The sequence below is a fragment of the Bradyrhizobium sp. JR3.5 genome, assembly GCF_054057015.1.
This window is the reverse complement of sequence record NZ_JBSRYV010000002.1, coordinates 2,796,346-2,818,309: the sequence shown is the minus strand read 5'-3', so window position 1 is coordinate 2,818,309 and position 21,964 is coordinate 2,796,346. Positions and strand designations below refer to the sequence as shown.

Genomic DNA, 21,964 nt, shown 5'->3' with positions numbered 1-21,964 from the left:
ATCTGGTGATGACGATGCGTCGTCCACCTTGAAAAGTGCTTGAGGTTGGTGGCCGTTTCGCGCCGCCCTCGGAACAGGGTTAGCGGGGGGTTAACTCCGCCATTGTCTGGTCGCGGAAGCGTGCGTGCGACGCCAGCGATGCCGCTTCGAGGCGGCGGTGTCCGCCGCGGGCGCTGACGATCAGGGCCGCGGCATCGCGCGCCGAGAACGTCTTCGACTGCACGTAGACGCGGTAATCGAACGGCCCGTCATGGGAAAGATAGATGATCGGGCCGGTTGCGGTCGGCGCGCTGGAAATCCCGATCAGCTGCGGCGCGGCGTTGCCTTCGCAGGCGCCGGCCTCGGCCTCGTCGATGTCGTCGATCACCGTGAAGTCGGCGGCCTCGGCGCTGTCGGCGATCCGGACCCGGACGGTGGCAAGGCCGGGGTCGTCGGTGAAGCTGACGTGAAGCTGCGCCTGCCAGGGGACCGATGCGATCTGCATCGTGGCGCCGCCGACCTCGATGCAGGGCCGGGGGCCCGGCAGGATTTCAGCGCGGGCAAACACCGCGGCCACGGCAAGGGGAACCACCGAGGCCAAAACCTTCATACGCAACATGACACAACTCGCTCGACCCAAGCTTGCCGCGGATCGCGGTGCTTATGGTTTGCGCAGAGTAAATGAGAGTGGTTACCGTCGCGTTGACGCGGATGATTCCGGCATGAATCGGGACAGTGCTGCGGTTCGAGTCACGCCGCGCGGCGCAGATCGTCGGCCAATGCACGATAGGACAGCGCTTCGGCGAGGTGCAGCCGGCCGATCGTCTCGGCGCCGTCGAGATCGGCGAGCGTGCGCGCCACCCGCAGCACGCGGTGATAGCCGCGCGCGGTGAGATGCATGTTCTCGGCCGCCTCGCGGAGCAGCTTCTGGCCATGTGCATCCGGCTGCGCGATGGTCTCGAGCAGCGCGCTTGGCGCTTCCGCGTTGGTGCGAACATGCGACATGCCCGCCGCCGCGTAGCGCGCGAGCTGGATGTCGCGCGCGGCCGCGACGCGTGCGGCGACTTCGGCCGAGCCCTCCGCCGGCGGCGGCAGGATCAGATCCGCCGCGGTGACGGCCGGCACCTCGATCCGCAGGTCGATGCGATCCATCAGCGGCCCGGAGATCCGCATCTGGTAGTCTGCGGTGCAGCGGTCGAGCCGGCCGCGCTTGCAGGAATAGCCGGGCTCATAGGCGTGGCCGCAGCGGCACGGGTTCATCGCCGCGATCAGCATGAAGCGCGCCGGATAGGTGACGCGATGGTTGGCCCGGCTCACCGAAACCTCGCCGTTCTCCAGCGGCTGGCGCAGCGAATCCAGCACCCGCGGATCGAACTCCGGCAATTCGTCGAGGAACAGCACGCCCTGATGCGCGAGCGAGATTTCGCCCGGCTTGGCGCGCATGCCGCCGCCGGTCAGCGCCGCCATGCTGGCGGAATGATGCGGACTGCGGAACGGGCGCCGCGCGGTCAGGGCGCCGTCGCGGATCTCGCCGGCGACGGAGGCGATCATCGAGACTTCGAGCAGCTCCGACGGCGACAGCGGCGGCAGGATCGAGGGCAGCCGCGCCGCCAGCATCGATTTGCCGGCGCCGGGCGAGCCCATCATGAGCAAATGATGTCCGCCCGCAGCCGCGATCTCGAGCGCGCGTTTCGCGCTCTCCTGGCCCTTGATGTCGCGCAGGTCGAGCAGCGTTTCCTCGCGCTCATGCACCTTCGGCTGCGGTCGCGACAGCACCTGCGTGCCCTTGAAGTGATTGGCGATCTGGATCAGCGAGTGGGCTGCGATGATCTGGATGTCCGGGCTCGCCCAGGCGGCCTCCGAGCCGCAGGCGGCCGGACAGATCAATCCCTCGTCGCGCGAATTGGCGCCGATCGCCGCGGGCAGCACGCCTGCCACCGGCGCGATCGAGCCGTCGAGCCCAAGCTCGCCGAGCACGGTGAAGCCGCTCAGCGCATCCGGCGGGATCGCCCCGATCGCCGCCATCAGGCCGAGCGCAATCGGCAGGTCGTAATGGCTGCCCTCCTTGGGCAGGTCGGCCGGCGCGAGGTTGACGGTGATGCGGCGGGCGGGAAGCGCGAGGCCGGAGGCGATCAGCGCCGAGCGCACCCGCTCGCGCGCCTCCGACACCGCCTTGTCGGGCAGGCCGACGATCGCAAACGCCGGCAATCCCGGCGCGACCTGAACCTGCACGTCGACCGCACGGGCCTCGATTCCCTCGAATGCTACGGTGGAAACCCGCTGGACCATGCTGCCCCTATCTTCCGCCACCCAAGGTAGCGGAGCGGATTGTCCAGCGCAAGAACATTAAGGGAACATCTGAGGGCGACGGGCGCCGCCCCCGGATGCGCCGCCGTTATAGCGTCATCTGCATCGGTTCCGGATAGTAGTGGAAGCCCTCGCCGGCCTTGGCGACGTGGCCGTAGCCAGGCCAGGCGAAGTGATAGGACATCACCGGCGTCTTGTTGGCGGCCAGCATCTCGAGCAGCTTGACCCGTGAGTTCGCCGCCTGCTTCGGATCGGTGTCGTAGGAGAACTCCATCCGCGGCCGCTCCAGCAGCAGCACCGCGTGATGCGAGAGGTCGCCGAGGAAGGCAAAGGACTTGCCGCCCGAGCTCACCAGGAAGATGGTGTGGCCCACGGTGTGGCCGGGCGCCGCGATCGCCTGCACGCCGGGCAGGAATTCCTGGCCGTCCTTGAAGAACACGATGCGGTCGCGCACCGGCAGCAGGTTCTTGCGGGCGTGCACCACAAAGTCCTTCAACGGACTGCCCATCTTGCCTTCGTCGGTCCAGAAATCGAGATCGCTTTGCGCGATGTAGTACTGCGCGTTCGGGAACAGCGGCTTGTCGTCGGCGCCGACGATGCCGCCGATATGATCGATGTGCGCGTGCGACAGCACGACGGCGTCGATGTCCTCCGGCTTGATGCCGGCTTCCTGCATGCTCTTCTGCTGCCGGCCGGTGGTCGGACCGAAGGCCTTCGAGGTGCCCATGCCGGTATCGAACAGGATCAGCCTGTCGCCCATGTTGACGATCGGCGAGTTCTGCTCGAGCACGACATTGTCGGGCGAGAGGAAATTGTCGGAGAGCATCTTCTTCACTTCTTCCTTCGGCACGCCGGTGAAGGTGCCGGAGGGATCGCCGAGCGGAAGCGGGCCGTCGGAGACGACGGTCACTTCGGCATCGCCGAGAACGAAGCGGTGCCAATAGGGTGTCTGCGTGCCGAGCTTCGGCGCGCGCGCCTGCGCAGTGCCGCCGAGTAGTGTGCTGGCGCCGAGACCGGCACCGAGCGCGAGCAAGGATCGTCGTGAGACATTGAGCGTCATAACGTCTTCCTCCACAGTTTTTATGAGATTTTCGTGTTGTCGCCCGCGTTGGCCCGCCGCTTGACCTGACGCAGGCAAGAGGATGCTGCCTTCGCCCGCGCAAGCTGGCAAGAAGAATAAGGCGAACGGGTGCGCGGTCGAACTCTGGTCAGAGCTCAACCTGCATGTGCAGCGCACAAGGGAGGAGGATTATTTCGCGGCGCGCTTCTTCTCGATGGTATCCCAGATCATGGCTGCGACATCCGGGCCATTGAGCCGCTGAATTGCGCGGATGCCGGTCGGCGAAGTGACGTTGATCTCGGTCAGATTGCCGTCGATCACGTCGATGCCGACGAACAGCAGGCCGCGTTCGCGCAGCGCCGGTCCGAGCGTGGCGCAGATTTCGCGCTCGCGATCGGAGAGCTCGGTCGCCTTGGCGGCACCGCCGCGCACCATGTTGGAGCGCAGATCGTCCGCCGCCGGCACGCGGTTGACGGCGCCGGCGAATTCGCCGTCGACCAGGATGATGCGCTTGTCGCCATGCTTCACCTCGGGGAGGAAGCGCTGGATCACCCAGGGCTCCCTGAAGGTGACCGAGAACATGTCGAACAGCGACCCGAAGTTCATGTCCTGCGGCATCACGCGGAAGACCGCGGCGCCGCCATGGCCGTGCAACGGTTTCATGACGACGGCGCCGTGCTGGTCGCGGAAGGCGTTGATCTCGTCGAGGTCGCGCGAGATCAGGGTCGGCGGCATCAGCTGCGGGAAATTCATCACGAACACCTTTTCCGGCGCGTTGCGCACGCTGGCCGGATCGTTGACGACCAGGGTCTTCGGATGGATGCGCTCCAAAAAGTGCGTCGAGGTGATGTAGGCGAGATCGAACGGCGGGTCCTGCCGCAGCAGCACGACGTCGAAGCCGTTGAGCGGCTCCCGCTTCGGCTCGCCGAGCGTGAAGTGATCGCCGACCTCGTCGCGCACGGTGAGAGGCTGCACCGGCGCCACCAGCTCCTCGCCGCGCAGCGACAGCTTGTCGGGCGTGTAATAGGAAACGCCGTGGCCGCGCTTCTGCGCCTCGAGCAGCAGCGCAAAGGTCGAATCGCCGCGGATGTTGATGCGCGCGATGGGATCCATCTGGACGGCGATCTTCAAATTCATAAGTGTGTCCCGCGAGGTCTGAGGGTGACTTTAAGGGCTTGCGTCGAATGCCGCTAACAGATGGCGCGGCAGGCTCTTCGGCGCAATCAGCACGGCGTCGAATCTGAGATCAAATTCGGCATGTTCGGGATGCGCCATCAGCCAGGCCTGGGCGGCGTTGACGATGCGCTGCTGCTGGCGCGGCGTCACCGCATAGGCGGCGTCGTCGAGGCTGGCACGGGCCTTGACCTCGACGAAGGCGACGAGATTGCGCCGCCGCGCCACCAGGTCGATCTCGCCATAAGGGGTGCGGAAGCGCCTTGCCAGGATGCGATAGCCCTTGGCGATCAGAAGGGCCGCGGCGCGGCTCTCGGCCGAGATGCCGGTGCGGAACGCGGCGACGCGTTCGGGCGAGGCGCTGTCAGTCTTCGCCATCGCCGTCCCCGATGGTCCTCGCGAGCTCGAGGGCGCGGGCGTAAACTTCGCGGCGCGGCCGGCCCGACAGCTCGACCGCGTGGGCCACCGCATCCTTGACGCTGCCGCGGCCAAGCTGCGCGCGCAGGAGATCGTCGAGCGCATCCTGGCCCATCACCCCGGCATCATCGGCCGGCGGTCCAATCACGAGCACGAACTCGCCGCGCGTCTCCAGCGTCTCCGCGCTTGCCGCAAGCTCGGCGACCGGCGCGCGCTTGACCTCCTCGTGCAGTTTGGTCAGCTCGCGACAGATCGCCGCATCGCGCCCAGCCATGGCCATGATCGCGGCGAGATCGCGCAGCGTGTCCTGCACCCGATTGCCCGATTCGAACATCACGAGCGTCGCATCGATCCGGGCGAGCTCGGTAAGCCGCGCGCGGCGCGCGTGCTCCTTCGCCGGCAAAAATCCCTCGAAGAAGAACCGATCGGTCGGCAGCGCCGCAACCGACAGCGCTGATAGCACCGACGACGGCCCCGGTACCGCGACGACGGCATGCCCGGCGGCGCAGACGTCGCGCACCAGCTTGAAGCCGGGATCGGAGATCAGCGGCGTGCCGGCGTCCGAGACCAGTGCGATCGAGGCGCCCTGCGCCAATCGCTCGAGGATCTTGGGCCGGGCCTGGGCCGCGTTGTGCTCGTGATAGAGCGCCAGCTCGGCGGTGATTGCGTAACGTTCGGTCAGCCGGCGCGTAACCCTGGTGTCCTCGCAGGCGATGACGTCGACGCCCGCCAGCGTCTCCAGCGCGCGCAGGGTGATGTCGGCGAGATTGCCGATCGGGGTCGCCACCAGATGGAGCCCGGGCGCGGCCTTTGGCGCCGCCAGCTGCTGGCCGCCAATCGAAAAGGTCCTGGCCGCAGTGCCTGTCGTGGCATCGGAATGGTGGAGGGAACTGGCTTTTGCGCGCATAATGCCAATCTAGAGGGATGGCAGCACTTGCGCCACATCCGGAAACCGCGATGACGGTAGGTGGTTGCTGAGGGAAACGGGAGCCGCGGCAACGGCGCCGCGAGGCCATAATCCTTTTGTTTTAGTTAACTAATCGCCGACAATATGCCTGAATCCACCCGCCTCATCAGAGCTGGATGGAGTCCTGGCCGATCCTGGTCGGTCAAGAGAAGAGAGACGATGGCAGGTCCGCATCACCGCACGTCCCCGCCGTCGGGCACGACCCGGCGAACCGCGCTTGGTCTGCTCGTGGGCGCGCCGTTGCTGAGCGCCTGTTCCGGCGTCCAGCAGAGCTTGAGCCAGTTTTCCAGTCCGTTCGGCGGCAACCAGGAAGCCGGTCCGGCCGGCCCGCCGCAACAGCCGCAGGCGGTCGGCACCGGGCAGGTCAAGATCGGGCTGATCCTGCCGCTGTCGGCCTCCGGCAATGCCGGGCTCGCCGCGCAATCGATGCGGAACGCCGCCGAAATGGCGCTCGCGGAATTTCAGAATCCGAACATTCAGCTCCTGATCAAGGACGATGGCGGCAGCCCGCAGGGCGCGGCGCAGGGCACCCAGCAGGCCCTGTCCGAGGGCGCCGAGATCATTCTGGGGCCGCTGTTCGCGGGCTCCGTGCCCGCCACCGCGCAGCTGACGCGGCCGCGCGGAACGTCGGTGATCGCATTCTCCACCGATTCGAGCGTCGCCGGGCGCGGCGTCTATCTGCTGAGTTTCCTGCCGGAGTCCGACATCAATCGGATTGTCGACTACTCCGCCGGGATCGGAAAGCGCTCGTTTGCCGCGATGGTGCCGGACAACGCCTATGGCAACGTGGTCGAGGCCGCATTCAAGCAGGCGGTCGGCCGCAAGAACGGCCGCGTCGTCGCATTCGAGAAATACGGCGCCGATCGCGCAACGCCGGCGCGGACCGTTGCCCAGGCGCTGGGCCAGGCCGATGCGCTGCTGCTCGCCGACGACGGCGATTCGGTGGTCGCGACCGCCGACGCACTCACCGCAGCGGGGGCCAATCTGCGCAACATCCAACTGCTCGGCACCGGGCTGTGGGACAATCCGCGGGTGTTCGCGAGCCCCGTCCTGCAGGGCGGCCTCTACGCCGCGCCCGATCCGTCCGGTTTCCGCAGCTTCGCCGGCCGTTATCGCGCCAAATACGGCGGCGAGCCGGTGCGCACCGCAACGCTTGCCTATGACGCCGTCGCGCTGATGGCGGCGCTGGCGCGTACCCAGGGTGCGCAGCGTTTTGCACCGGAGACGCTGACCAATCCATCCGGCTTTGCCGGGATCGACGGTCTGTTCCGTTTCCGCTCCGACGGCACCAATGAACGCGGCCTTGCCGTCATGAAGGTGGCGTCCGGCGGCGGCACGCCGGTCGCCGGCTCGCCGAAGAGCTTTGGCGCTTAATTTTCGTCAGGCGGTCAAGCTGCCTTGTCGAGCGCCGGAACCCGCCGGCTACTTTGCATGGGGTTGTTTTCGATATTTTGGCAGCGTGCACCTAGAGAGCGTTTTCGAGCGAAGTGGGGATACCGGTTCGCGTGAAGAAAACGCGTCAAAACAAGAATCTATAGCCCCGTTCCGCTTCAATCCGAACGGGATAGGCTCTAGGCTGCGAGATCCGCGACGACAGCGTCGAGCACCGGAAATCCCGACTTCGTCACGCGCAGCCTTCCGTCGGCATCGACGGCGATTGCGCCTTCCTCGCGCAGCATCGCGATCCGGTGCGGATCGAGCTTTCGGCCGGAGAGCTTCGCATAGCGCTGGGGATCGATGCCCTCGGCGAGCCGCAGCCCCATCAAGAGGAATTCGTCGGCGCGTTCTTCGCTGTTGAGGCTGTCATCGGTGACGACGCCATGACCGCGCTCCTCGACGTTCAACAGCCAGGCCTCGGGGCGCCGCTCGGTCGCGGTCGCGTGCCTGACGCCGTCGATGTCGAGCCTTCCATGCGCGCCGGGGCCGATGCCGGCATATTGCTCGCCGCGCCAATAGACCAGGTTGTGCTTGCACTCGGCGCCGGTGCGGGCGTGGTTGGAGATCTCGTAGGCCGGCAATCCCTCGCGGGCGCAGACCTCCTGCGTCACGTCGTAGAGCGCGCGCGCGGTCGCTTCGTCCGGGGTCTGCAATTTGCCGGCGGCATGCAGCCCGAAGAACGGCGTGCCTTCCTCGATCGTGAGCTGATAGAGCGACAGATGCTCGGCCGCTTCAGAGATCGCCTGCTTCAATTCATCGGCCCACATCTGCGGCGTCTGGTCGGGCCGCGCATAAATCAGATCGAACGAGTAACGGTCGAATGCGCTTCGCGCGATAGCGACCGCGTCGAGCGCCTCGCGCGCGGTATGCAGGCGGCCCAATGCCTTCAGCGAGGCATCGTCCAGTGCCTGCACGCCGAGCGAGACGCGGTTGACGCCGGCCGCGCGATAGCCGCGAAAGCGCGTCGCCTCGACGCTGGTCGGATTGGCCTCGAGCGTCACCTCGACGTCGCGCGAGACCTGCCAGTGCTTGCCGATCGCATCGAGCACGGCGCCGACGGTCTGCGGCTGCATCAGCGAGGGCGTGCCGCCGCCGAGGAAGATCGAGGTGACCTCGCGTCCCGGCACCCGCGCGGCCGTGGTCTCGATCTCGCGGGCGAACGCGCGCACGAAGCGCGCCTCGTCGACCGGTGCGTGCCGGACGTGGCTGTTGAAATCGCAATACGGGCATTTCGACAGGCAGAACGGCCAGTGCACGTAGACGCCGAAAGCTTCTCGTTCAGCGTGGCTCAAGGCAGATCTCCGCGAGCTTCACGAAGGCGCGGGCGCGATGCGACAGGCCGAGCCCGAGCGGCGGCAGGCCGTGCTTCTCGATGCTGCTCATCTCGCCAAAGGTCCGCGTGTAACCGTCGGGCAGGAAAGCCGGATCATAGCCGAATCCGGCGGTGCCGCGCGGCGGCCAGACCAGGGTTCCATCGGCGCGGGCCTCGACCTCTTCGAGGTGATCGTCGGGCCAGGCCACGCACAGCGCGGAGACGAAGTGCGCCCTGCGCTGGTCCGGCGCAATGGCGCCGCGCTCCTGCAGCAAGCGCTCGATCCGCGTCATCGCCGCCATGAAGTCCTTGCCCTCGCCGGCCCAGCGCGCCGAGTAGATCCCAGGCGCGCCGTCGAGCGCGTCGACCACGAGGCCGGAATCGTCGGCGAAGGCCGGCAGTCGGGAGGCCTTCGCGGCCGCGATGGCCTTGATTGCCGCGTTGGTGCGAAAGCTGTCGCCGGTCTCCTCCGGCTCGGCGAGCCCGAGCTCGCCGGCTGACACCGCCTCCACGCCGTGCGGCGCCAGCAGTTCCCGCATCTCGGCAAGCTTGCCGGGATTATGGGTGGCGATGACGAGCCTTCCGGTGATTCGGCGATGCATGGCCAATCTGACTACGCCACCGCGATCTTTTGCAAGTCGACCAGACGCGCGACACCTTTGCGCGCCAGTGCCATCAGCGCCAGGAATTCACCTTCCGAGAACGGTGTCTTCTCGGCGGTGCCCTGCACCTCGATGATGCGGCCGTCGCCGGTCATGACGAAATTGGCGTCGGTGTCCGCCTCGGAGTCCTCGGCATAGTCGAGATCGAGCACCGGCGTGCCCTGGTAGATGCCGCAGGAGATCGCCGCCACGTTGTCGCGCAACACGTTGCTCTTCAGCATGTTGCGGGTCTTCATCCAGTTGATGCAGTCGGCCAGCGCCACCCAGGCACCGGTGATCGAGGCGGTGCGGGTGCCGCCATCGGCCTGGATAACGTCGCAATCGACCGTGATCTGGCGCTCGCCGAGCGCCTCGAGGTCGACGGCCGCGCGCAGCGAGCGGCCGATCAGCCGCTGGATCTCGACCGTGCGACCGCCCTGCTTGCCGGCGGAGGCCTCGCGGCGGGTGCGTTCCAGGGTGGCGCGCGGCAGCATGCCGTATTCGGCGGTAACCCAGCCGCGGCCCTGGCCCTTCAGCCACGGCGGCAACCGCTCTTCCAGCGTGGCGGTCACCAGCACATGTGGTGTCGCCGAACTTCACCATGCAGGAACCCTCGGCATATTTGACGACGCCGCGTTCCAGCGACACGGGACGCAGTTCATCGGGCGCACGGCGGCTTGGCCGCATTGGAAATCCTCCAGAATTCCGAGAAAGTGGGTTGGGCGTGCTTGTAGGAGGGGGAACGGGCAGCGGCAAGGGTTTTCGGCCCCGGTATGGTTCGGTGCCCGGGAGGCGAATGCATGCTTGTCACCGGGCTCCGGGAGCGACAGATTAGGCAGCAATTGTGAAGGACTGGAGTGTGACGCACCACGATCCGATAGGCCTGATCGCACCGCATGCCGGGCTCGCCCAGCTCAATGAGCGTTCGCGCGACATTTTTCGTCAAATCGTCGAAAGCTATCTCGCGACCGGCGAGCCGGTCGGCTCGCGCAATATCTCGCGGCTGATCGCATTACCGCTGTCGCCGGCCTCGGTCCGCAATGTGATGTCGGACCTCGAGCAGCTCGGCCTGATCTATGCGCCGCACACCTCCGCGGGTCGGCTGCCGACCGAACTCGGCCTGCGTTTCTTCGTCGACGCCCTGATGCAGGTCGGCGACCTCACCGAGGCCGAGCGGCAATCGATCCAGACCCAGCTGGCCGCGGTCGGCCGTGCGCAATCGGTCGAGGCGGCGCTGGGCGAAGCGCTGACGCGGCTATCGGGGCTGACCCGTGCCGCGGCTGTGGTGCTGACGCAGAAGTCGAATGCGCGGCTGAAGCACATTGAATTCGTGCGGCTGGAGCCGGAGAAGGCGCTGGTCGTGCTGGTCGGCGAAGACGGCCAGGTCGAAAACCGGGTGCTGGCGCTGCCGCCGGGCGTGCCGTCCTCGGCCCTGACCGAAGCGACCAATTTCCTCAATGCGCGGATCCGCGGCCGGACGCTGGCCGAAGCGCGGCTCGAGCTCGAGACGGCATTGACGCAAAACCGCGCCGAGCTTGATCAGCTCACGCAAAAGGTCGTCGCGGCTGGCATCGCGAGCTGGTCCGGCGGCGCGAACGAGGACCGCCAGCTGATCGTGCGCGGTCACGCCAATCTGCTCGAGGATCTGCATGCACTCGACGATCTCGAGCGCATCAAGTCGCTGTTCGACGATCTCGAGACCAAGCGCGGCGTGATCGATCTGCTCGGCCGTGCCGAGCGCGGCGAGGGCGTGCGGATCTTCATCGGCTCGGAGAACAAGCTGTTCTCGCTGTCGGGTTCCTCCACCATCATCGCGCCCTACGGCGACGCCCAGGGCCGGATCGTCGGCGTGCTCGGTGTGATCGGGCCGACCCGGCTGAACTATGCACGCGTAATCCCGACGGTCGACTATGCTGCGCGCATCGTCAGCAAGATGCTGGGTGGCTGATCGGGGCGGATTTGGCTTGCATTTGACGGCTTTCGTTCACCCTGGCCGGAGAGCCCGGTGCCCGAAGGGGGTATGTTACGCTTGATTTTCGCCGCCCAAAGCACGATATCCCGGGCAGCAATCCCCAAGATTTGAACCGACGCGAGTTTTCGAGAAGGCAAGCCATGACCGATCCGAACCGGGCCAATGACAACACCGAGAATTCGGCGCCGACGGGTGAGCCCGTGGTTTCGAAGCCCTACATCATGCCCGACGATCCCGAGGTGGGATCGGCCGAGGCGCTGGCCAAGGAACTCGCCGAGGCGAAGGACCGCACGCTGCGCACGCTGGCCGAGATGGAGAACCTCCGTCAGCGCACCCGCCGCGAGGTTGCCGACGCCAAGACCTACGGCATCACCGGCTTCGCCCGCGACGTGCTCGATATCGCCGACAATCTGCAGCGCGCGCTCGACGCGGTGCCGGCCGAGACCAAGGAAGCCGCCGATCCCGGCCTGAAGGCGCTGATCGAAGGCGTCGAGCTGACCGAGCGTTCGCTGCTCAACGCGCTGGAGAAGAACGGCGTCAAGAAGTTCGATCCGATCGGCGAGAAGTTCGATCCGAACTTCCAGCAGGCGATGTTCGAGGTACCCGATCCGTCGGTGCCGTCGGGCACGGTGGTGCAGGTCGTGCAGGCCGGCTACATGATCGGCGACCGCATCCTGCGTCCGGCGCTGGTCGGCGTCTCCAAGGGCGGCGCCAAGGCCGCTCCGAGCGCCGACATCACGGTCTGATTGCTTCGACGCCGGGCCTGAAGCTGTGAGCTTGCTGCTGTCGTGTCACGGCAGCGGCTTCTCATGAGCCTTCGGCCAATAGGTGCCGAAGCTCCGGAGTCTGCGGCTGCGCGAGCCGGCCAGCCGTGGTCTTGCGATGGCCGGTCATCGCGGCAATCAGCCCCCGCCGTTCGCAGCGACGGTGCGCGCTGCACGAATTCAAACGCGACGGGCGGCGCAACTCGGCCATGCGAATCTCGCGCGAGGCGGCGACTTACCCGATATCGGATGACTGGATCCGCTTGACGCCGGCCTTGTCCATGTCGGTCCAGGCCTTGGCCAGCGATCCCTGGGTGTCGATGCCGCGGCAGGCATCCTCCACGACATAGGTCTCGAAGCCGGCCTTGCGCGCATCGAGCGCGGTCCACGCCACGCAGAAATCGGTGGCGAGCCCGGCCACGAAAACCCGCTCGACATTGCGCGCCTTCAGATAGGCGGCAAGCCCGGTGGTGGTCTTGCCGTCGGCTTCGGTGAAGGCGGAGTAGCTGTCGACGTCCTTGTGAAAACCCTTGCGGATGATCAGCTCGGCCTGCGGGATCGCGAGCTCCTTCGACAGCGAGGCGCCGTCGGTGCCCTGCACGCAGTGGTCCGGCCACAACACCTGCTTGCCGTAGGCGAGGTCGATGGTCTCGAACGGCTTCTTGCCGGCATGGACCGAGGCAAACGAGACGTGTCCCGGCGTGTGCCAGTCCTGCGTCATCACCACATTGGCAAAGCTCTTGGCGATCTTGTTGATGACAGGCACGACCTGCTCGCCGTCCTTCACCGCGAGGCTGCCGCCGGGCAGGAAGCAGTTCTGGACGTCGATCACGAGCAGCGCGGAGCCATCGTCGGGCTTGATCGCAGCCGCCCAGAGATTCCTGGGAACCAGGGTCGCAAGCGCCAACGTGCCGAGGCCTGCAACTATCTGTCGTCGATCCAACATCGCGCCCCTCCTCGCTTTGATACCGCGCGAGGAGGCTAGTTCCGTTCGGCGAACGGCGAAAGTGGGATTTTTCCAACCCGCCTTACGTGGGGCCGATCAGCCGCGCGGCTGGATGCCGTCGCGGACCGTGCGGAAGCGCGGGAAGGCGGTCTCCCAATCGGTGCGCGGCGAGCTGCCGATGACCCGCAGCGATGTCTGCGCGCCGAATCGCAGCCACTGCACGATGGTCACCGGGGTGTTGTCCTTGCCGCTGACGGCGTCGATCCGTGTCTCGAAGCCGGGCTGGCCGTCGATCCGGATCGGTTCGGACATGGTGATCCGCCCATCGCGCACGCCGGGGATCGTGGTGGCGATCTGCTGGGCAAAGCGGCCGCGATCATCGGGCGTGGCCGGCGGCGCCGAAGCAATGACGCCGAGCAGCATGAAGGGCTTGGCCTCAAGGGCCTTGTCGTCGCCGTCGGCCATCAGCAGCGCCGCACCCGGCGCGAGCATGCGGATGTTCTTGAAACCGCTGAGCTCGGTGACCTTGAATGGCATCATGGCGAGCTGTTCGTCGACCGGCACCTCCTTGCGGATTTCGGCGGAGGCGAACATCTGCCGGACGGCGTCGTCGGTGTAGATCTTGCTCGCGTTCTCCGGCACCTGCACCGCGACATAGCCGGAGAAGGTCGGCCCCGGCAGGATCATAGAATAGCGCCGCACATTGCTGGCGCCGTCGCGGGCGCTCTCCACGGTGTAGTAGGCGAGGCCGGCCGGCGTCTCGAGGCTCTCGGGCTTGATGTTTCCGGTACCGGCCGGGTTGGCCTTGAAGGCAGTCACGACCTCGTTGTAGGCGTCCGCGGGCAGGTCGGCGATCAGGACCTTGACGCCCTGGTCCTCGGTCTCGAAGCCGATGAAGGATTTGGCGCGGACGAGGCCTACCAGCGGCTTCATCCCGACATGCGCGCCCGGCGGAAATACCACGTCGGCGGCAAAGCCATGACAGGTGGCAGCAATCAGCAAGGCAACCGCAACGAGAACTCGAAAAGGCGTCATGGGGGATCTACCGGTTTTGCTTGGTGGCCGCGCAACGGGGCCGGTGCAGGGCTGGATGGCCTCTTCAGTCGGACCGCTTTTAGCGGTTTTGATGGCCCTGCAACAGGCCGCCAAATCTCCGCTCCAGGCCAGCCGGTTCGATTCCATGGGCTTTTCGCCTTGATTGGCAGGCACTTTTCAGTTTCCCGAGGTTTCCAGGAACGACCGCCTGCGGCCGCCAGCGGCCAAACAGCGCGCCCTCGACCCGTGCGCCGCTCTCGCATACGACGTTTGTGAGCGTTCACTCAACAGCGCTGACGGCGCGCCGCTGACGTCGCGGTCGACAGCGGGCGGCATTCTTGCCGATTTGTTAACTTGGTCTGCGGCTTGAACCGGTGCCGCGGCCGGGCTGACACAATCTTTCAAACGTCAGTCTTTTCAGGCCTCAACGTTGCGTCCAGTCCTTGCGGGCAGGACCCTCTCTCCTATATCAGGCTCACCGTCGCAATATCGCGAGTATGTGAACGTCTGGGGGTTCGGTACGGAGCGCCGTCAGGGCCCAACCAACCTGCCGTAGCAAAGAGGATATCAAAACCATGGGTAAGGTCATTGGGATCGACCTCGGCACCACGAATTCGTGCGTCGCCGTGATGGATGGCAAGAACGCCAAGGTGATCGAGAATGCCGAGGGCATGCGAACGACGCCGTCGATCGTTGCTTTCACCGACGATGGCGAGCGCCTTGTCGGACAGCCGGCGAAACGCCAGGCGGTGACCAATCCCGAGCGTACGTTCTTTGCGGTGAAGCGCCTCATCGGCCGCCGCTATGACGACCCGATGGTCGAGAAGGACAAGAAGCTCGTTCCCTACAAGATCGTCAAAGCATCGAACGGCGATGCATGGGTCGAAGCCGACGGCAAGACCTATTCGCCCTCGCAGGTCTCGGCCTTCATTCTGCAGAAGATGAAGGAGACCGCTGAGGCGCATCTCGGCCAGAAGGTCGATCAGGCCGTCATCACGGTTCCTGCCTATTTCAACGACGCGCAGCGTCAGGCCACCAAGGATGCCGGCAAGATCGCCGGCCTCGAAGTGCTGCGCATCATCAACGAGCCGACGGCTGCCGCGCTCGCTTACGGTCTCGACAAGACGAAGGCCGGCACGATCGCCGTGTACGACCTCGGCGGCGGCACCTTCGACGTCTCGATCCTCGAGATCGGCGACGGCGTGTTCGAAGTGAAGTCGACCAACGGCGACACCTTCCTCGGTGGTGAAGACTTCGACATGCGCCTGGTCGGCTATCTCGCCGACGAGTTCCAGAAGGAGCAGGGCATCAACCTGCGCAACGACAAGCTCGCTTTGCAGCGCCTGAAGGAAGCCGCTGAGAAGGCCAAGATCGAGCTGTCGTCGACCACGCAGACCGAAATCAACCTGCCGTTCATCACGGCCGACCAGACCGGTCCGAAGCATCTGACGATGAAGCTGACCCGCGCCAAGTTCGAGGCGTTGGTGGCCGACCTCGTCGAGAAGACCATCGAGCCGTGCCGCAAGGCGCTGAAGGATGCCGGCCTGACCGCCGGCGAGATCGGCGAAGTGGTGCTGGTCGGCGGCATGACCCGCATGCCGAAGATCCAGGAAGTGGTGAAGCAGTTCTTCGGCAAGGAGCCGCACAAGGGCGTCAATCCCGACGAAGTCGTCGCGATCGGCGCTGCGATCCAGGCCGGCGTGCTGCAGGGCGACGTCAAGGACGTGCTGCTGCTCGACGTGACCCCGCTGTCGCTGGGCATCGAGACGCTGGGCGGCGTGTTCACCCGCATCATCGACCGCAACACCACGATCCCGACCAAGAAGAGCCAGGTGTTCTCGACGGCCGAAGACAATCAGGGCGCCGTCACCATCCGCGTCTTCCAGGGCGAGCGTGAAATGGCGGCCGACAACAAGATGCTCGGCCAGTTCGATCTGATGGGTATTCCGCCGGCTCCGCGCGGCATGCCGCAGATCGAGGTGACCTTCGACATCGACGCCAACGGCATAGTCAACGTCTCGGCCAAGGACAAGGCGACCGGCAAGGAACAGCAGATCCGGATCCAGGCATCCGGCGGTCTGTCCGAGGCCGACATCGACAAGATGGTCAAGGACGCGGAGGCCAATGCGGCCGAGGACAAGAAGCGCCGCGAAGCGGTCGACGCCAAGAACCATGCCGATGGCCTGGTTCATTCGACCGAGAAGGCTTTGGCCGAGCACGGTTCGAAGATCCCGGAGACGGACCGTCGCGCAATCGAAGATGCCGTCAGCGACCTCAAGGAAGCGCTGAAGGGCGACGACGCCGAGGCGATCAAGGCCAAGACCAACACGCTGGCGCAGGCTTCGATGAAGCTCGGCGAGGCCATGTACAAGCAGCAGGCCGAGGCCGATGCGGCCAAGGACGCTGCAAAGGATGACGTTGTCGACGCGGAGTTCACCGAGGTCGACGACGACAAGAACAACAAGAAGTCTGCTTAAGCGGGCTTGCGATCATGGCCCTCACACCAAAGAGCACGCGACGCGTCTCGGAGGAGTGGGGGTCATTTTTCTTTAAGGCGATCGCTGCATCTTCCAGACAGGCGCAATCCTTGACGCAATCCTCAGCGCAATCTTTGGCGATCGCGATGAACTTCGGACGGAATTGAAGGATGTCCACCAAGCGCTGCTATTACGAGACCCTCGAGGTCGAGCGGAACGCGGACGAGACCAAGCTGAAATCGGCTTTCCGCAAACTCGCGATGAAATGGCATCCCGACAAGAATCCGGGCGACGCCACCAGCGAGGTCCGGTTCAAGGAAATCAACGAAGCCTATGAGGTGCTGAAGGACGGCGACAAGCGCGCCGCCTATGACCGCTTCGGCCATGCTGCTTTCGAGCAGGGCATGGGCGGTGGCGGTCCCGGCTTCGGCGCCGGCTTCGCCTCCTCCTTCTCCGACATCTTCGAGGACCTGTTCGGCATGGCCGGGCAGCGCCGCGGAGGCGGCGGCCGCGAACGCGGTGCCGACCTGCGCTACAACATGGAGATCACGCTCGAGGAGGCCTTCCAGGGCAAGACCGCGCAGATCGAGATCCCGGTTTCGGTGACCTGCGAATCCTGCTCCGGCACCGGCGCCAAGGCCGGCACCAAGCCGAAGACCTGCTCGCATTGCGGCGGCGCCGGCCGTATCCGGCAGGCCCAGGGCTTCTTCACGCTGGAGCGGACCTGCCCCGGCTGTCAGGGCCGCGGCCAGATGATCGAGGACGCCTGCGCCTCCTGCGCCGGTTCCGGCCGGGTGACGCGCGAGCGCACGCTGTCGGTCAACATTCCTCCGGGGGTCGAGGACGGCACCCGTATTCGTCTCGCCGGCGAAGGCGAGGCCGGTGTCCGCGGCGGCCCGCCCGGCGACCTCTACATTTTCCTGTCGCTGACCACGCACCAGTTCTTCCAGCGCGACGGCGCCGACCTGCACTGCCGCGTGCCGATCTCGATGGTGACCGCAGCCCTCGGCGGCGAGTTCGAGGTGCCGACCATCGACAAGGGCCAGACCAAGGTGAAGGTGCCGGCCGGGACCCAGTCGAGCCGCCGATTCCGCATCGCATCAAAGGGTATGCCGGTGCTCCGCTCGCGCCAGACCGGCGACATGTATGTTCAGGTTGTGGTTGAAACGCCGCAGAATCTGACCAAGAAGCAGCAAGAATTGCTGATGGAGTTCGAAAAACTCTCGTCCGGCGCGACGCAACCGGAGGCAGCGGGTTTCTTCTCTAAGGTCAAGGACTTCTTCGGAAGCCGCTCCGTCTAGCCGCAGTCGTTATGCTTGACCGTAACGACTTCGATCTATACGTGTTTATGACTGTTTTCTGACAACCGCTCGATTGTGCGCGGTCCCGCCTGGTAGCGACATGCCTCTGCAATCGTCCGTGCGTGCGTCGAAGAAGCCCCTCCGTCTTGACGACGAGGTTCGTTTTCTCCGTTCATGGATCGAGAAGCCGCTGCATATGGGCGCGGTGATGCCGTCCGGGCGGTTGCTCGCACGCACCATGGCGCAATATGTCGATCCCGAAGCCGAAGGACCGGTTGTCGAGCTCGGACCCGGCACCGGTGCGATCACCAATGCGCTGATCGAGCACGGCGTCGATCAAAAGCGTCTCGTCCTGGTTGAATACAATCCCGGCTTCTGTGCGTTGCTGCGCGAACGCTATCCGCAGGCCAAGGTGGTCCAGGGCGACGCCTACAGGCTTCGCGATACGTTGTGGGACGTCATGAAGTCTCCGGCCTCGGCCGTGGTCTCCGGCCTGCCGCTGGTCACCAAGCCGATGCTGACCCGCCTGAAGCTGGTCCGCGACGCCTTCCTGGCCCTCGCGCCCGGTGCGCCGTTCGTGCAGTTCACCTATTCGGTGGCGCCCCCGATTCCGAAGTCGCTGCCCGGCGTGTCCACCGAGGCGTCCGAGCGGATCTGGATGAACCTTCCGCCCGCGCGGGTCTGGGTGTATCGCAAGGGCTGACGCGTATTCCGCAAAAGCGGGTACCGGTTTTGCGCATGGAATACGCGCAGAACATTAGCTAAGAGCATTTTCAAAGAAAATGCTCGCCCTGCGTTATCGCGCCTGGCGCGTGCCCTAACCGCGATTTCGAAATGTCCGCGCTGAAAATCCTTGTGATCCCCGGATCGCTGCGATCAGGCTCGCTCAACGCGAAGCTCGCCGCTGTGCTGGCGCAGGAGCTCGCGCAATCAGGGGCCGACGTCACCCGTATCTCGCTCGGCGATTTTCCGCTGCCGATCTATGACGGCGATTTGCAGGCCAAATCGGGCGTGCCGCAGCATGCCGTCAATCTGAAGCGGATGATCGGCGCCCATCATGGTGTGCTCATCGTGACGCCGGAATACAATTCCTCGGTGCCGGCGCTGGTGAAGAACACGATCGACTGGGTGAGCCGCGTGCAGGATCCGCACGAGACCCGTGGCCAGGTGTTCCATGGCCGCGCTTTCGCGCTGGCTGCGGCATCCGGCAACCGGCTCGGCGGCACGCGCTCGCTGGCGGCGCTGCGCCTGATCCTGACGGCGTGCCATGCCGCCGTGATCCCGAACCAGCTCGCGCTGTCATTCGCCGAGCAGGCCTATGACGACATGGATCGTCTGAAGCATCAGGCCGACATCGACACGATGCGGGCGCTGGTGCGGCAGCTGATCGACCATTCCCAACGCATGATGTGAGGTGACATGCAGCCAGCCAAGATCGCTCCAAGGATCGCTCCAAGAGACCGGTTGATCGTGGCGCTCGATTTGCCGTCGGTCGCCAGCGCCGAGGCGATGATCGACAGGCTCGGCGACAGCGTCACCTTCTACAAGATCGGCTATCAGCTCGGTTACGCCGGCGGTCTCGCGCTGGCGAAGCAGCTTGCGGGCAGCGGCAAGAAGGTCTTCCTCGATCTCAAGCTGCACGACATCGGCAACACGGTGGCGCGCGGGGTGGAAAGCGTTGCCGCTCTCGGCGCGACCTTTCTCACCGTGCATGCCTACCCGCAGACCATGAAGGCGGCGGTCGAGGCATGTACCGGCTCCGGCCTGAAGATACTCGCGGTGACGGTGCTGACCTCCTACGACGACAGCGACCTGCACGCGGCGGGCTATCGCCTCAACGTCTCCGATCTCGTCGAGGCGCGCGCCAGGCAGGCGCAGGCGCTCGGTGTCGACGGCCTCGTCAGCTCGCCCGAGGAAGCCGCCGCCCTGCGCAAGATCGTGGGCGATCGGATGAACCTGGTGACACCGGGCATCCGCCCCGCGGGTTCGGCGACCGGCGACCAGAAGCGCATCATGACGCCGGCCCGCGCCATTGCCGCCGGCGCCGACTATCTGGTGGTCGGACGTCCGGTGATGGAAGCGGCCGATCCGAAAGCCGCGGCCGAAGCCATTCATGCCGAGATCGCCCAGGCACTCGCCTGAGCCAACAACAAGGGAGAACAGAGATGGCGAAGGGATACTGGATTGGACGCGTCGACGTTCACAATGAGGAGGGCTACAAGCCCTATATGGCGGCCAACCCCGCAATCTTCCAGAAATTCGGCGGCAAGTTCATCGTTCGCGGCGGCAAGTTCACCGGCGTGGAGGGTCAGAGCCGCTCGCGCAACGTCGTGATCGAATTCCCCGATTACGCGACCGCGCTCGCTTGCTACCAATCGCCGGAATACCAGGCCAATATCAAGGTGCGGCAGCCGCATTCGATCGCCGACCTGATTATCATCGAGGGGCACGACAGCCCGTAGCCCGGACGCTGGTTCGGCTGCTCGGAACAAGGCTCCGATGGCCGTCGTTCAGGCATGTTGTGGTGCCGGAAAACCGGTTTCCACTTTGCCGGATCATGCTTTATACGGCGGGTGAGAGGTGAGCCATGGCAGACATGCGTCTGATTGTTGCGGGAGCCGGCGGCCGGATGGGCCGCACGCTGACGCGGGTGATTTCCGAAACCCCGGGGGCGGTGCTGGTCGGCGCGCTGGAAGCGCCGGGCTCGGAACTGCTCGGCAAGGACGCCGGCGTGCTCGCCGGCCTTCCCGCCAACGACGTCAAGCTGTCGGCCGACCTGTGGTCGATGTCGGCGGCGGCCGACGGCATGCTGGATTTCACGGTGCCGGCCGCGACCATCGCCAATGTCGCGATCGCGGCCGAGCGCGGCCTTGTTCACGTCATCGGCACCACCGGCCTGTCGCAATCCGACGACGCGGTGATCCGGAGTGTGACCAACCGCGCCATCGTCGTGAAATCGGGCAATATGAGCCTCGGCGTCAATCTGCTCGCCGCGCTGGTCAAGCGCGTCGCGCAGTCGCTCGACGAGAGCTTCGATATCGAAATTCTCGAGATGCACCACAAGTCCAAGATCGATGCGCCGTCGGGCACCGCCTTGATGCTCGGCGAAGCCGCTGCTGCCGGACGCAAGATCGCGCTGGAGCAGCATTCGGCGCGCGGCCGCGACGGCCTGACCGGCGCACGGCGCGCCGGCGATATCGGCTTTGCATCGCTGCGCGGCGGCACCGCGGCCGGTGATCACAGCGTGATCTTTGCCGGTCCCTCCGAGCGCATCACGCTGTCGCATCATGCCGAGGACCGCGCGCTGTTCGCGCAGGGCGCGCTGAAGGCGGCGCTGTGGGCGCACGGCAAGAAGCCCGGCATGTATTCGATGACCGACGTTCTCGGGTTGAACGACTGAGATCGGGCGACGAAATAAAATCCAGCCAAGCGAAAACGGAATCTGAAATGAGTGATCGTCTTCTTGTGCTCGTTCGTCACGGTCAGAGCGAATGGAATCTGAAGAACCTGTTCACCGGGTGGAAGGATCCCGATCTCACCGAGCAGGGCATCGCCGAGGCCAAGGACGCCGGACGCAAGCTGAAGGCGCAGGGCCTGTCGTTCGACGTCGCCTTTACGTCGGACCTGACGCGCGCGCAGCACACGCTGAAGCTGATGCTCGCCGAGATCGGCCAGACCGGATTGCCGACGACGAAGAATCTCGCGCTCAATGAGCGCGACTACGGCGATCTCTCGGGCCTCAACAAGGACGACGCCCGCAAGAAGTGGGGCGAGGACCAGGTCCTGGTCTGGCGCCGCTCCTACGACGTGCCGCCGCCCGGCGGCGAAAGCCTGAAGGATACGCTGGCGCGCACGCTGCCCTATTACGTGCAGGAGATCCTGCCCGGCGTGCTGCGCGGCCAGCGCACGCTGATCGCCGCCCACGGCAATTCGCTGCGCGCGCTGATCATGGTGCTGGAGAAGCTTTCGCCGGAGCAGATCCTCAAGCGCGAACTCGCGACCGGCGCGCCGGTGGTCTATCGGCTCAACGCCGACTCCACCGTTGCCTCCAAGGTCGATTTGGCGGGCTAGGCAAATCGGTTTGGATCGTCGACCCGTCATCCTGAGGAGCGCGAAGCGCGTCTCGAAGGATGCACGGCCCCGCTGGTGGCCGTCGACCCTTCGAGGCTCGCTTGC

22 protein-coding genes and 1 pseudogene are annotated in these 21,964 nt (G+C 65.6%); 11 read left to right on the top strand and 12 right to left on the bottom strand.

The genetic code is table 11. The annotated features are described in order from the left end of the window. Positions 1–79: 79 nt before the first annotated feature. The 6 genes from ACVWW1_RS30390 to rsmI form a co-directional block, all read right to left on the bottom strand. On the bottom strand, positions 80–556 hold the full coding sequence (locus ACVWW1_RS30390) for a hypothetical protein (RefSeq protein WP_456658423.1): 477 nt from the start codon (positions 554–556) through the stop codon (positions 80–82). 173 nt (positions 557–729) lie between these two features. Beyond that, on the bottom strand, positions 730–2,268 hold the full coding sequence (locus ACVWW1_RS30385; RefSeq protein WP_456658422.1) for a YifB family Mg chelatase-like AAA ATPase: 1,539 nt from the start codon (positions 2,266–2,268) through the stop codon (positions 730–732). A 106-nt stretch (positions 2,269–2,374) separates the two neighbouring features. Then, positions 2,375–3,346, bottom strand: a complete 972-nt coding sequence (locus tag ACVWW1_RS30380) for an MBL fold metallo-hydrolase (RefSeq protein WP_092120991.1) — start codon at positions 3,344–3,346, stop codon at positions 2,375–2,377. Positions 3,347–3,535: 189 nt separating this feature from the next. Further along, the gene (gene gshB, locus ACVWW1_RS30375) at positions 3,536–4,483 is read right to left on the bottom strand and encodes a glutathione synthase (RefSeq protein WP_456658421.1); all 948 of its coding nucleotides are present in this window, start codon (positions 4,481–4,483) and stop codon (positions 3,536–3,538) included. A 30-nt stretch (positions 4,484–4,513) separates the two neighbouring features. Beyond that, a complete protein-coding gene (locus ACVWW1_RS30370) occupies positions 4,514–4,897 on the bottom strand; it encodes a YraN family protein (protein ID WP_176534543.1) in 384 nt (127 codons plus the stop codon). Next, a complete protein-coding gene (gene rsmI, locus ACVWW1_RS30365) occupies positions 4,884–5,843 on the bottom strand; it encodes a 16S rRNA (cytidine(1402)-2'-O)-methyltransferase (protein WP_456658420.1) in 960 nt (319 codons plus the stop codon). The genes ACVWW1_RS30370 and rsmI overlap by 14 nt, the downstream gene beginning before the upstream one ends. A gap of 219 nt (positions 5,844–6,062) precedes the next feature. Between rsmI and ACVWW1_RS30360 the strand changes: the two genes are divergently transcribed. Continuing rightward, complete coding sequence (locus ACVWW1_RS30360) at positions 6,063–7,277, top strand: penicillin-binding protein activator (protein WP_456658419.1); 1,215 nt, start codon at positions 6,063–6,065, stop codon at positions 7,275–7,277. 197 nt (positions 7,278–7,474) lie between these two features. On the opposite strand, the gene hemW is transcribed toward ACVWW1_RS30360, so the two are convergent. The 3 genes and pseudogenes from hemW to rph form a co-directional block, all read right to left on the bottom strand. After that, positions 7,475–8,632: a radical SAM family heme chaperone HemW gene (gene hemW / locus ACVWW1_RS30355; RefSeq protein ID WP_456658418.1), complete on the bottom strand. Its 1,158-nt coding sequence runs from the start codon at positions 8,630–8,632 to the stop codon at positions 7,475–7,477. Beyond that, positions 8,619–9,254, bottom strand: a complete 636-nt coding sequence (rdgB, locus tag ACVWW1_RS30350; protein WP_456658417.1) for an RdgB/HAM1 family non-canonical purine NTP pyrophosphatase — start codon at positions 9,252–9,254, stop codon at positions 8,619–8,621. The genes hemW and rdgB overlap by 14 nt, the downstream gene beginning before the upstream one ends. Positions 9,255–9,265: 11 nt before the next feature. Then, positions 9,266–9,980, bottom strand: a pseudogene (rph, locus tag ACVWW1_RS30345) (ribonuclease PH). A 172-nt stretch (positions 9,981–10,152) separates the two neighbouring features. Between rph and hrcA the strand changes: the two are divergent. Together hrcA and grpE are read left to right on the top strand one after the other, a co-directional pair. Continuing rightward, a complete protein-coding gene (gene hrcA, locus ACVWW1_RS30340) occupies positions 10,153–11,241 on the top strand; it encodes a heat-inducible transcriptional repressor HrcA (RefSeq protein ID WP_456660709.1) in 1,089 nt (362 codons plus the stop codon). Positions 11,242–11,405: 164 nt separating this feature from the next. Then, a complete protein-coding gene (gene grpE / locus ACVWW1_RS30335) occupies positions 11,406–12,011 on the top strand; it encodes a nucleotide exchange factor GrpE (protein WP_456658416.1) in 606 nt (201 codons plus the stop codon). A 61-nt stretch (positions 12,012–12,072) separates the two neighbouring features. Here the strand turns inward: grpE and ACVWW1_RS30330 are convergent, their stop codons facing one another. The 3 genes from ACVWW1_RS30330 to ACVWW1_RS30320 form a co-directional block, all read right to left on the bottom strand. Next, entirely contained in the window at positions 12,073–12,240 is a 168-nt protein-coding gene (locus ACVWW1_RS30330; protein ID WP_456658415.1) for a hypothetical protein, read from the bottom strand. A 24-nt stretch (positions 12,241–12,264) separates the two neighbouring features. Continuing rightward, entirely contained in the window at positions 12,265–12,975 is a 711-nt protein-coding gene (gene pncA, locus ACVWW1_RS30325) for a bifunctional nicotinamidase/pyrazinamidase (RefSeq protein WP_456658414.1), read from the bottom strand. 96 nt (positions 12,976–13,071) lie between these two features. Then, positions 13,072–14,010: a hypothetical protein gene (locus ACVWW1_RS30320; RefSeq protein WP_456658413.1), complete on the bottom strand. Its 939-nt coding sequence runs from the start codon at positions 14,008–14,010 to the stop codon at positions 13,072–13,074. A gap of 575 nt (positions 14,011–14,585) precedes the next feature. On the opposite strand from ACVWW1_RS30320, the gene dnaK reads away from it, so the two are divergent. The 8 genes from dnaK (at position 14,586) to ACVWW1_RS30280 (ending at position 21,859) form a co-directional block, all read left to right on the top strand. Next, positions 14,586–16,487: a molecular chaperone DnaK gene (dnaK, locus tag ACVWW1_RS30315; RefSeq protein WP_097671378.1), complete on the top strand. Its 1,902-nt coding sequence runs from the start codon at positions 14,586–14,588 to the stop codon at positions 16,485–16,487. A 170-nt stretch (positions 16,488–16,657) separates the two neighbouring features. Then, positions 16,658–17,788: a molecular chaperone DnaJ gene (dnaJ, locus tag ACVWW1_RS30310; RefSeq protein ID WP_176534555.1), complete on the top strand. Its 1,131-nt coding sequence runs from the start codon at positions 16,658–16,660 to the stop codon at positions 17,786–17,788. Positions 17,789–17,888: 100 nt separating this feature from the next. Then, positions 17,889–18,491, top strand: a complete 603-nt coding sequence (locus ACVWW1_RS30305; RefSeq protein ID WP_092120946.1) for a class I SAM-dependent methyltransferase — start codon at positions 17,889–17,891, stop codon at positions 18,489–18,491. A 131-nt stretch (positions 18,492–18,622) separates the two neighbouring features. Then, positions 18,623–19,201 (top strand): NADPH-dependent FMN reductase, encoded by a 579-nt coding sequence (locus ACVWW1_RS30300; protein ID WP_456658412.1) that lies wholly within the window; start codon positions 18,623–18,625, stop codon positions 19,199–19,201. 6 nt (positions 19,202–19,207) lie between these two features. Further along, a complete protein-coding gene (pyrF, locus tag ACVWW1_RS30295) occupies positions 19,208–19,930 on the top strand; it encodes an orotidine-5'-phosphate decarboxylase (protein WP_456658411.1) in 723 nt (240 codons plus the stop codon). A 23-nt stretch (positions 19,931–19,953) separates the two neighbouring features. Beyond that, positions 19,954–20,250: a DUF1330 domain-containing protein gene (locus ACVWW1_RS30290; RefSeq protein WP_057020363.1), complete on the top strand. Its 297-nt coding sequence runs from the start codon at positions 19,954–19,956 to the stop codon at positions 20,248–20,250. 125 nt (positions 20,251–20,375) lie between these two features. Beyond that, entirely contained in the window at positions 20,376–21,188 is an 813-nt protein-coding gene (gene dapB / locus ACVWW1_RS30285; protein ID WP_456658410.1) for a 4-hydroxy-tetrahydrodipicolinate reductase, read from the top strand. Positions 21,189–21,235: 47 nt separating this feature from the next. Then, positions 21,236–21,859, top strand: a complete 624-nt coding sequence (locus ACVWW1_RS30280; RefSeq protein WP_207834193.1) for a 2,3-bisphosphoglycerate-dependent phosphoglycerate mutase — start codon at positions 21,236–21,238, stop codon at positions 21,857–21,859. The last annotated feature ends 105 nt before the right edge of the window (positions 21,860–21,964 follow it).

Excerpts from the sequence above, each read along its gene's own strand:
- ACVWW1_RS30385 (WP_456658422.1), bottom strand. The coding sequence starts at position 2,268 with ATGGTCCAGCGGGTTTCCACCGTAGCATTCGAGGGAATCGAGGCCCGT.
- ACVWW1_RS30380 (WP_092120991.1), bottom strand. The coding sequence starts at position 3,346 with ATGACGCTCAATGTCTCACGACGATCCTTGCTCGCGCTCGGTGCCGGT.
- gshB (WP_456658421.1), bottom strand. The coding sequence starts at position 4,483 with ATGAATTTGAAGATCGCCGTCCAGATGGATCCCATCGCGCGCATCAAC.
- ACVWW1_RS30370 (WP_176534543.1), bottom strand. The coding sequence starts at position 4,897 with ATGGCGAAGACTGACAGCGCCTCGCCCGAACGCGTCGCCGCGTTCCGC.
- rsmI (WP_456658420.1), bottom strand. The coding sequence starts at position 5,843 with ATGCGCGCAAAAGCCAGTTCCCTCCACCATTCCGATGCCACGACAGGC.
- ACVWW1_RS30360 (WP_456658419.1), top strand. The coding sequence starts at position 6,063 with ATGGCAGGTCCGCATCACCGCACGTCCCCGCCGTCGGGCACGACCCGG.
- rdgB (WP_456658417.1), bottom strand. The coding sequence starts at position 9,254 with ATGCATCGCCGAATCACCGGAAGGCTCGTCATCGCCACCCATAATCCC.
- grpE (WP_456658416.1), top strand. The coding sequence starts at position 11,406 with ATGACCGATCCGAACCGGGCCAATGACAACACCGAGAATTCGGCGCCG.
- ACVWW1_RS30330 (WP_456658415.1), bottom strand. The coding sequence starts at position 12,240 with ATGGCCGAGTTGCGCCGCCCGTCGCGTTTGAATTCGTGCAGCGCGCAC.
- pncA (WP_456658414.1), bottom strand. The coding sequence starts at position 12,975 with ATGTTGGATCGACGACAGATAGTTGCAGGCCTCGGCACGTTGGCGCTT.
- ACVWW1_RS30320 (WP_456658413.1), bottom strand. The coding sequence starts at position 14,010 with ATGACGCCTTTTCGAGTTCTCGTTGCGGTTGCCTTGCTGATTGCTGCC.
- dnaK (WP_097671378.1), top strand. The coding sequence starts at position 14,586 with ATGGGTAAGGTCATTGGGATCGACCTCGGCACCACGAATTCGTGCGTC.
- dnaJ (WP_176534555.1), top strand. The coding sequence starts at position 16,658 with ATGTCCACCAAGCGCTGCTATTACGAGACCCTCGAGGTCGAGCGGAAC.
- ACVWW1_RS30305 (WP_092120946.1), top strand. The coding sequence starts at position 17,889 with ATGCCTCTGCAATCGTCCGTGCGTGCGTCGAAGAAGCCCCTCCGTCTT.
- ACVWW1_RS30300 (WP_456658412.1), top strand. The coding sequence starts at position 18,623 with ATGTCCGCGCTGAAAATCCTTGTGATCCCCGGATCGCTGCGATCAGGC.
- pyrF (WP_456658411.1), top strand. The coding sequence starts at position 19,208 with ATGCAGCCAGCCAAGATCGCTCCAAGGATCGCTCCAAGAGACCGGTTG.
- ACVWW1_RS30290 (WP_057020363.1), top strand. The coding sequence starts at position 19,954 with ATGGCGAAGGGATACTGGATTGGACGCGTCGACGTTCACAATGAGGAG.
- dapB (WP_456658410.1), top strand. The coding sequence starts at position 20,376 with ATGGCAGACATGCGTCTGATTGTTGCGGGAGCCGGCGGCCGGATGGGC.
- ACVWW1_RS30280 (WP_207834193.1), top strand. The coding sequence starts at position 21,236 with ATGAGTGATCGTCTTCTTGTGCTCGTTCGTCACGGTCAGAGCGAATGG.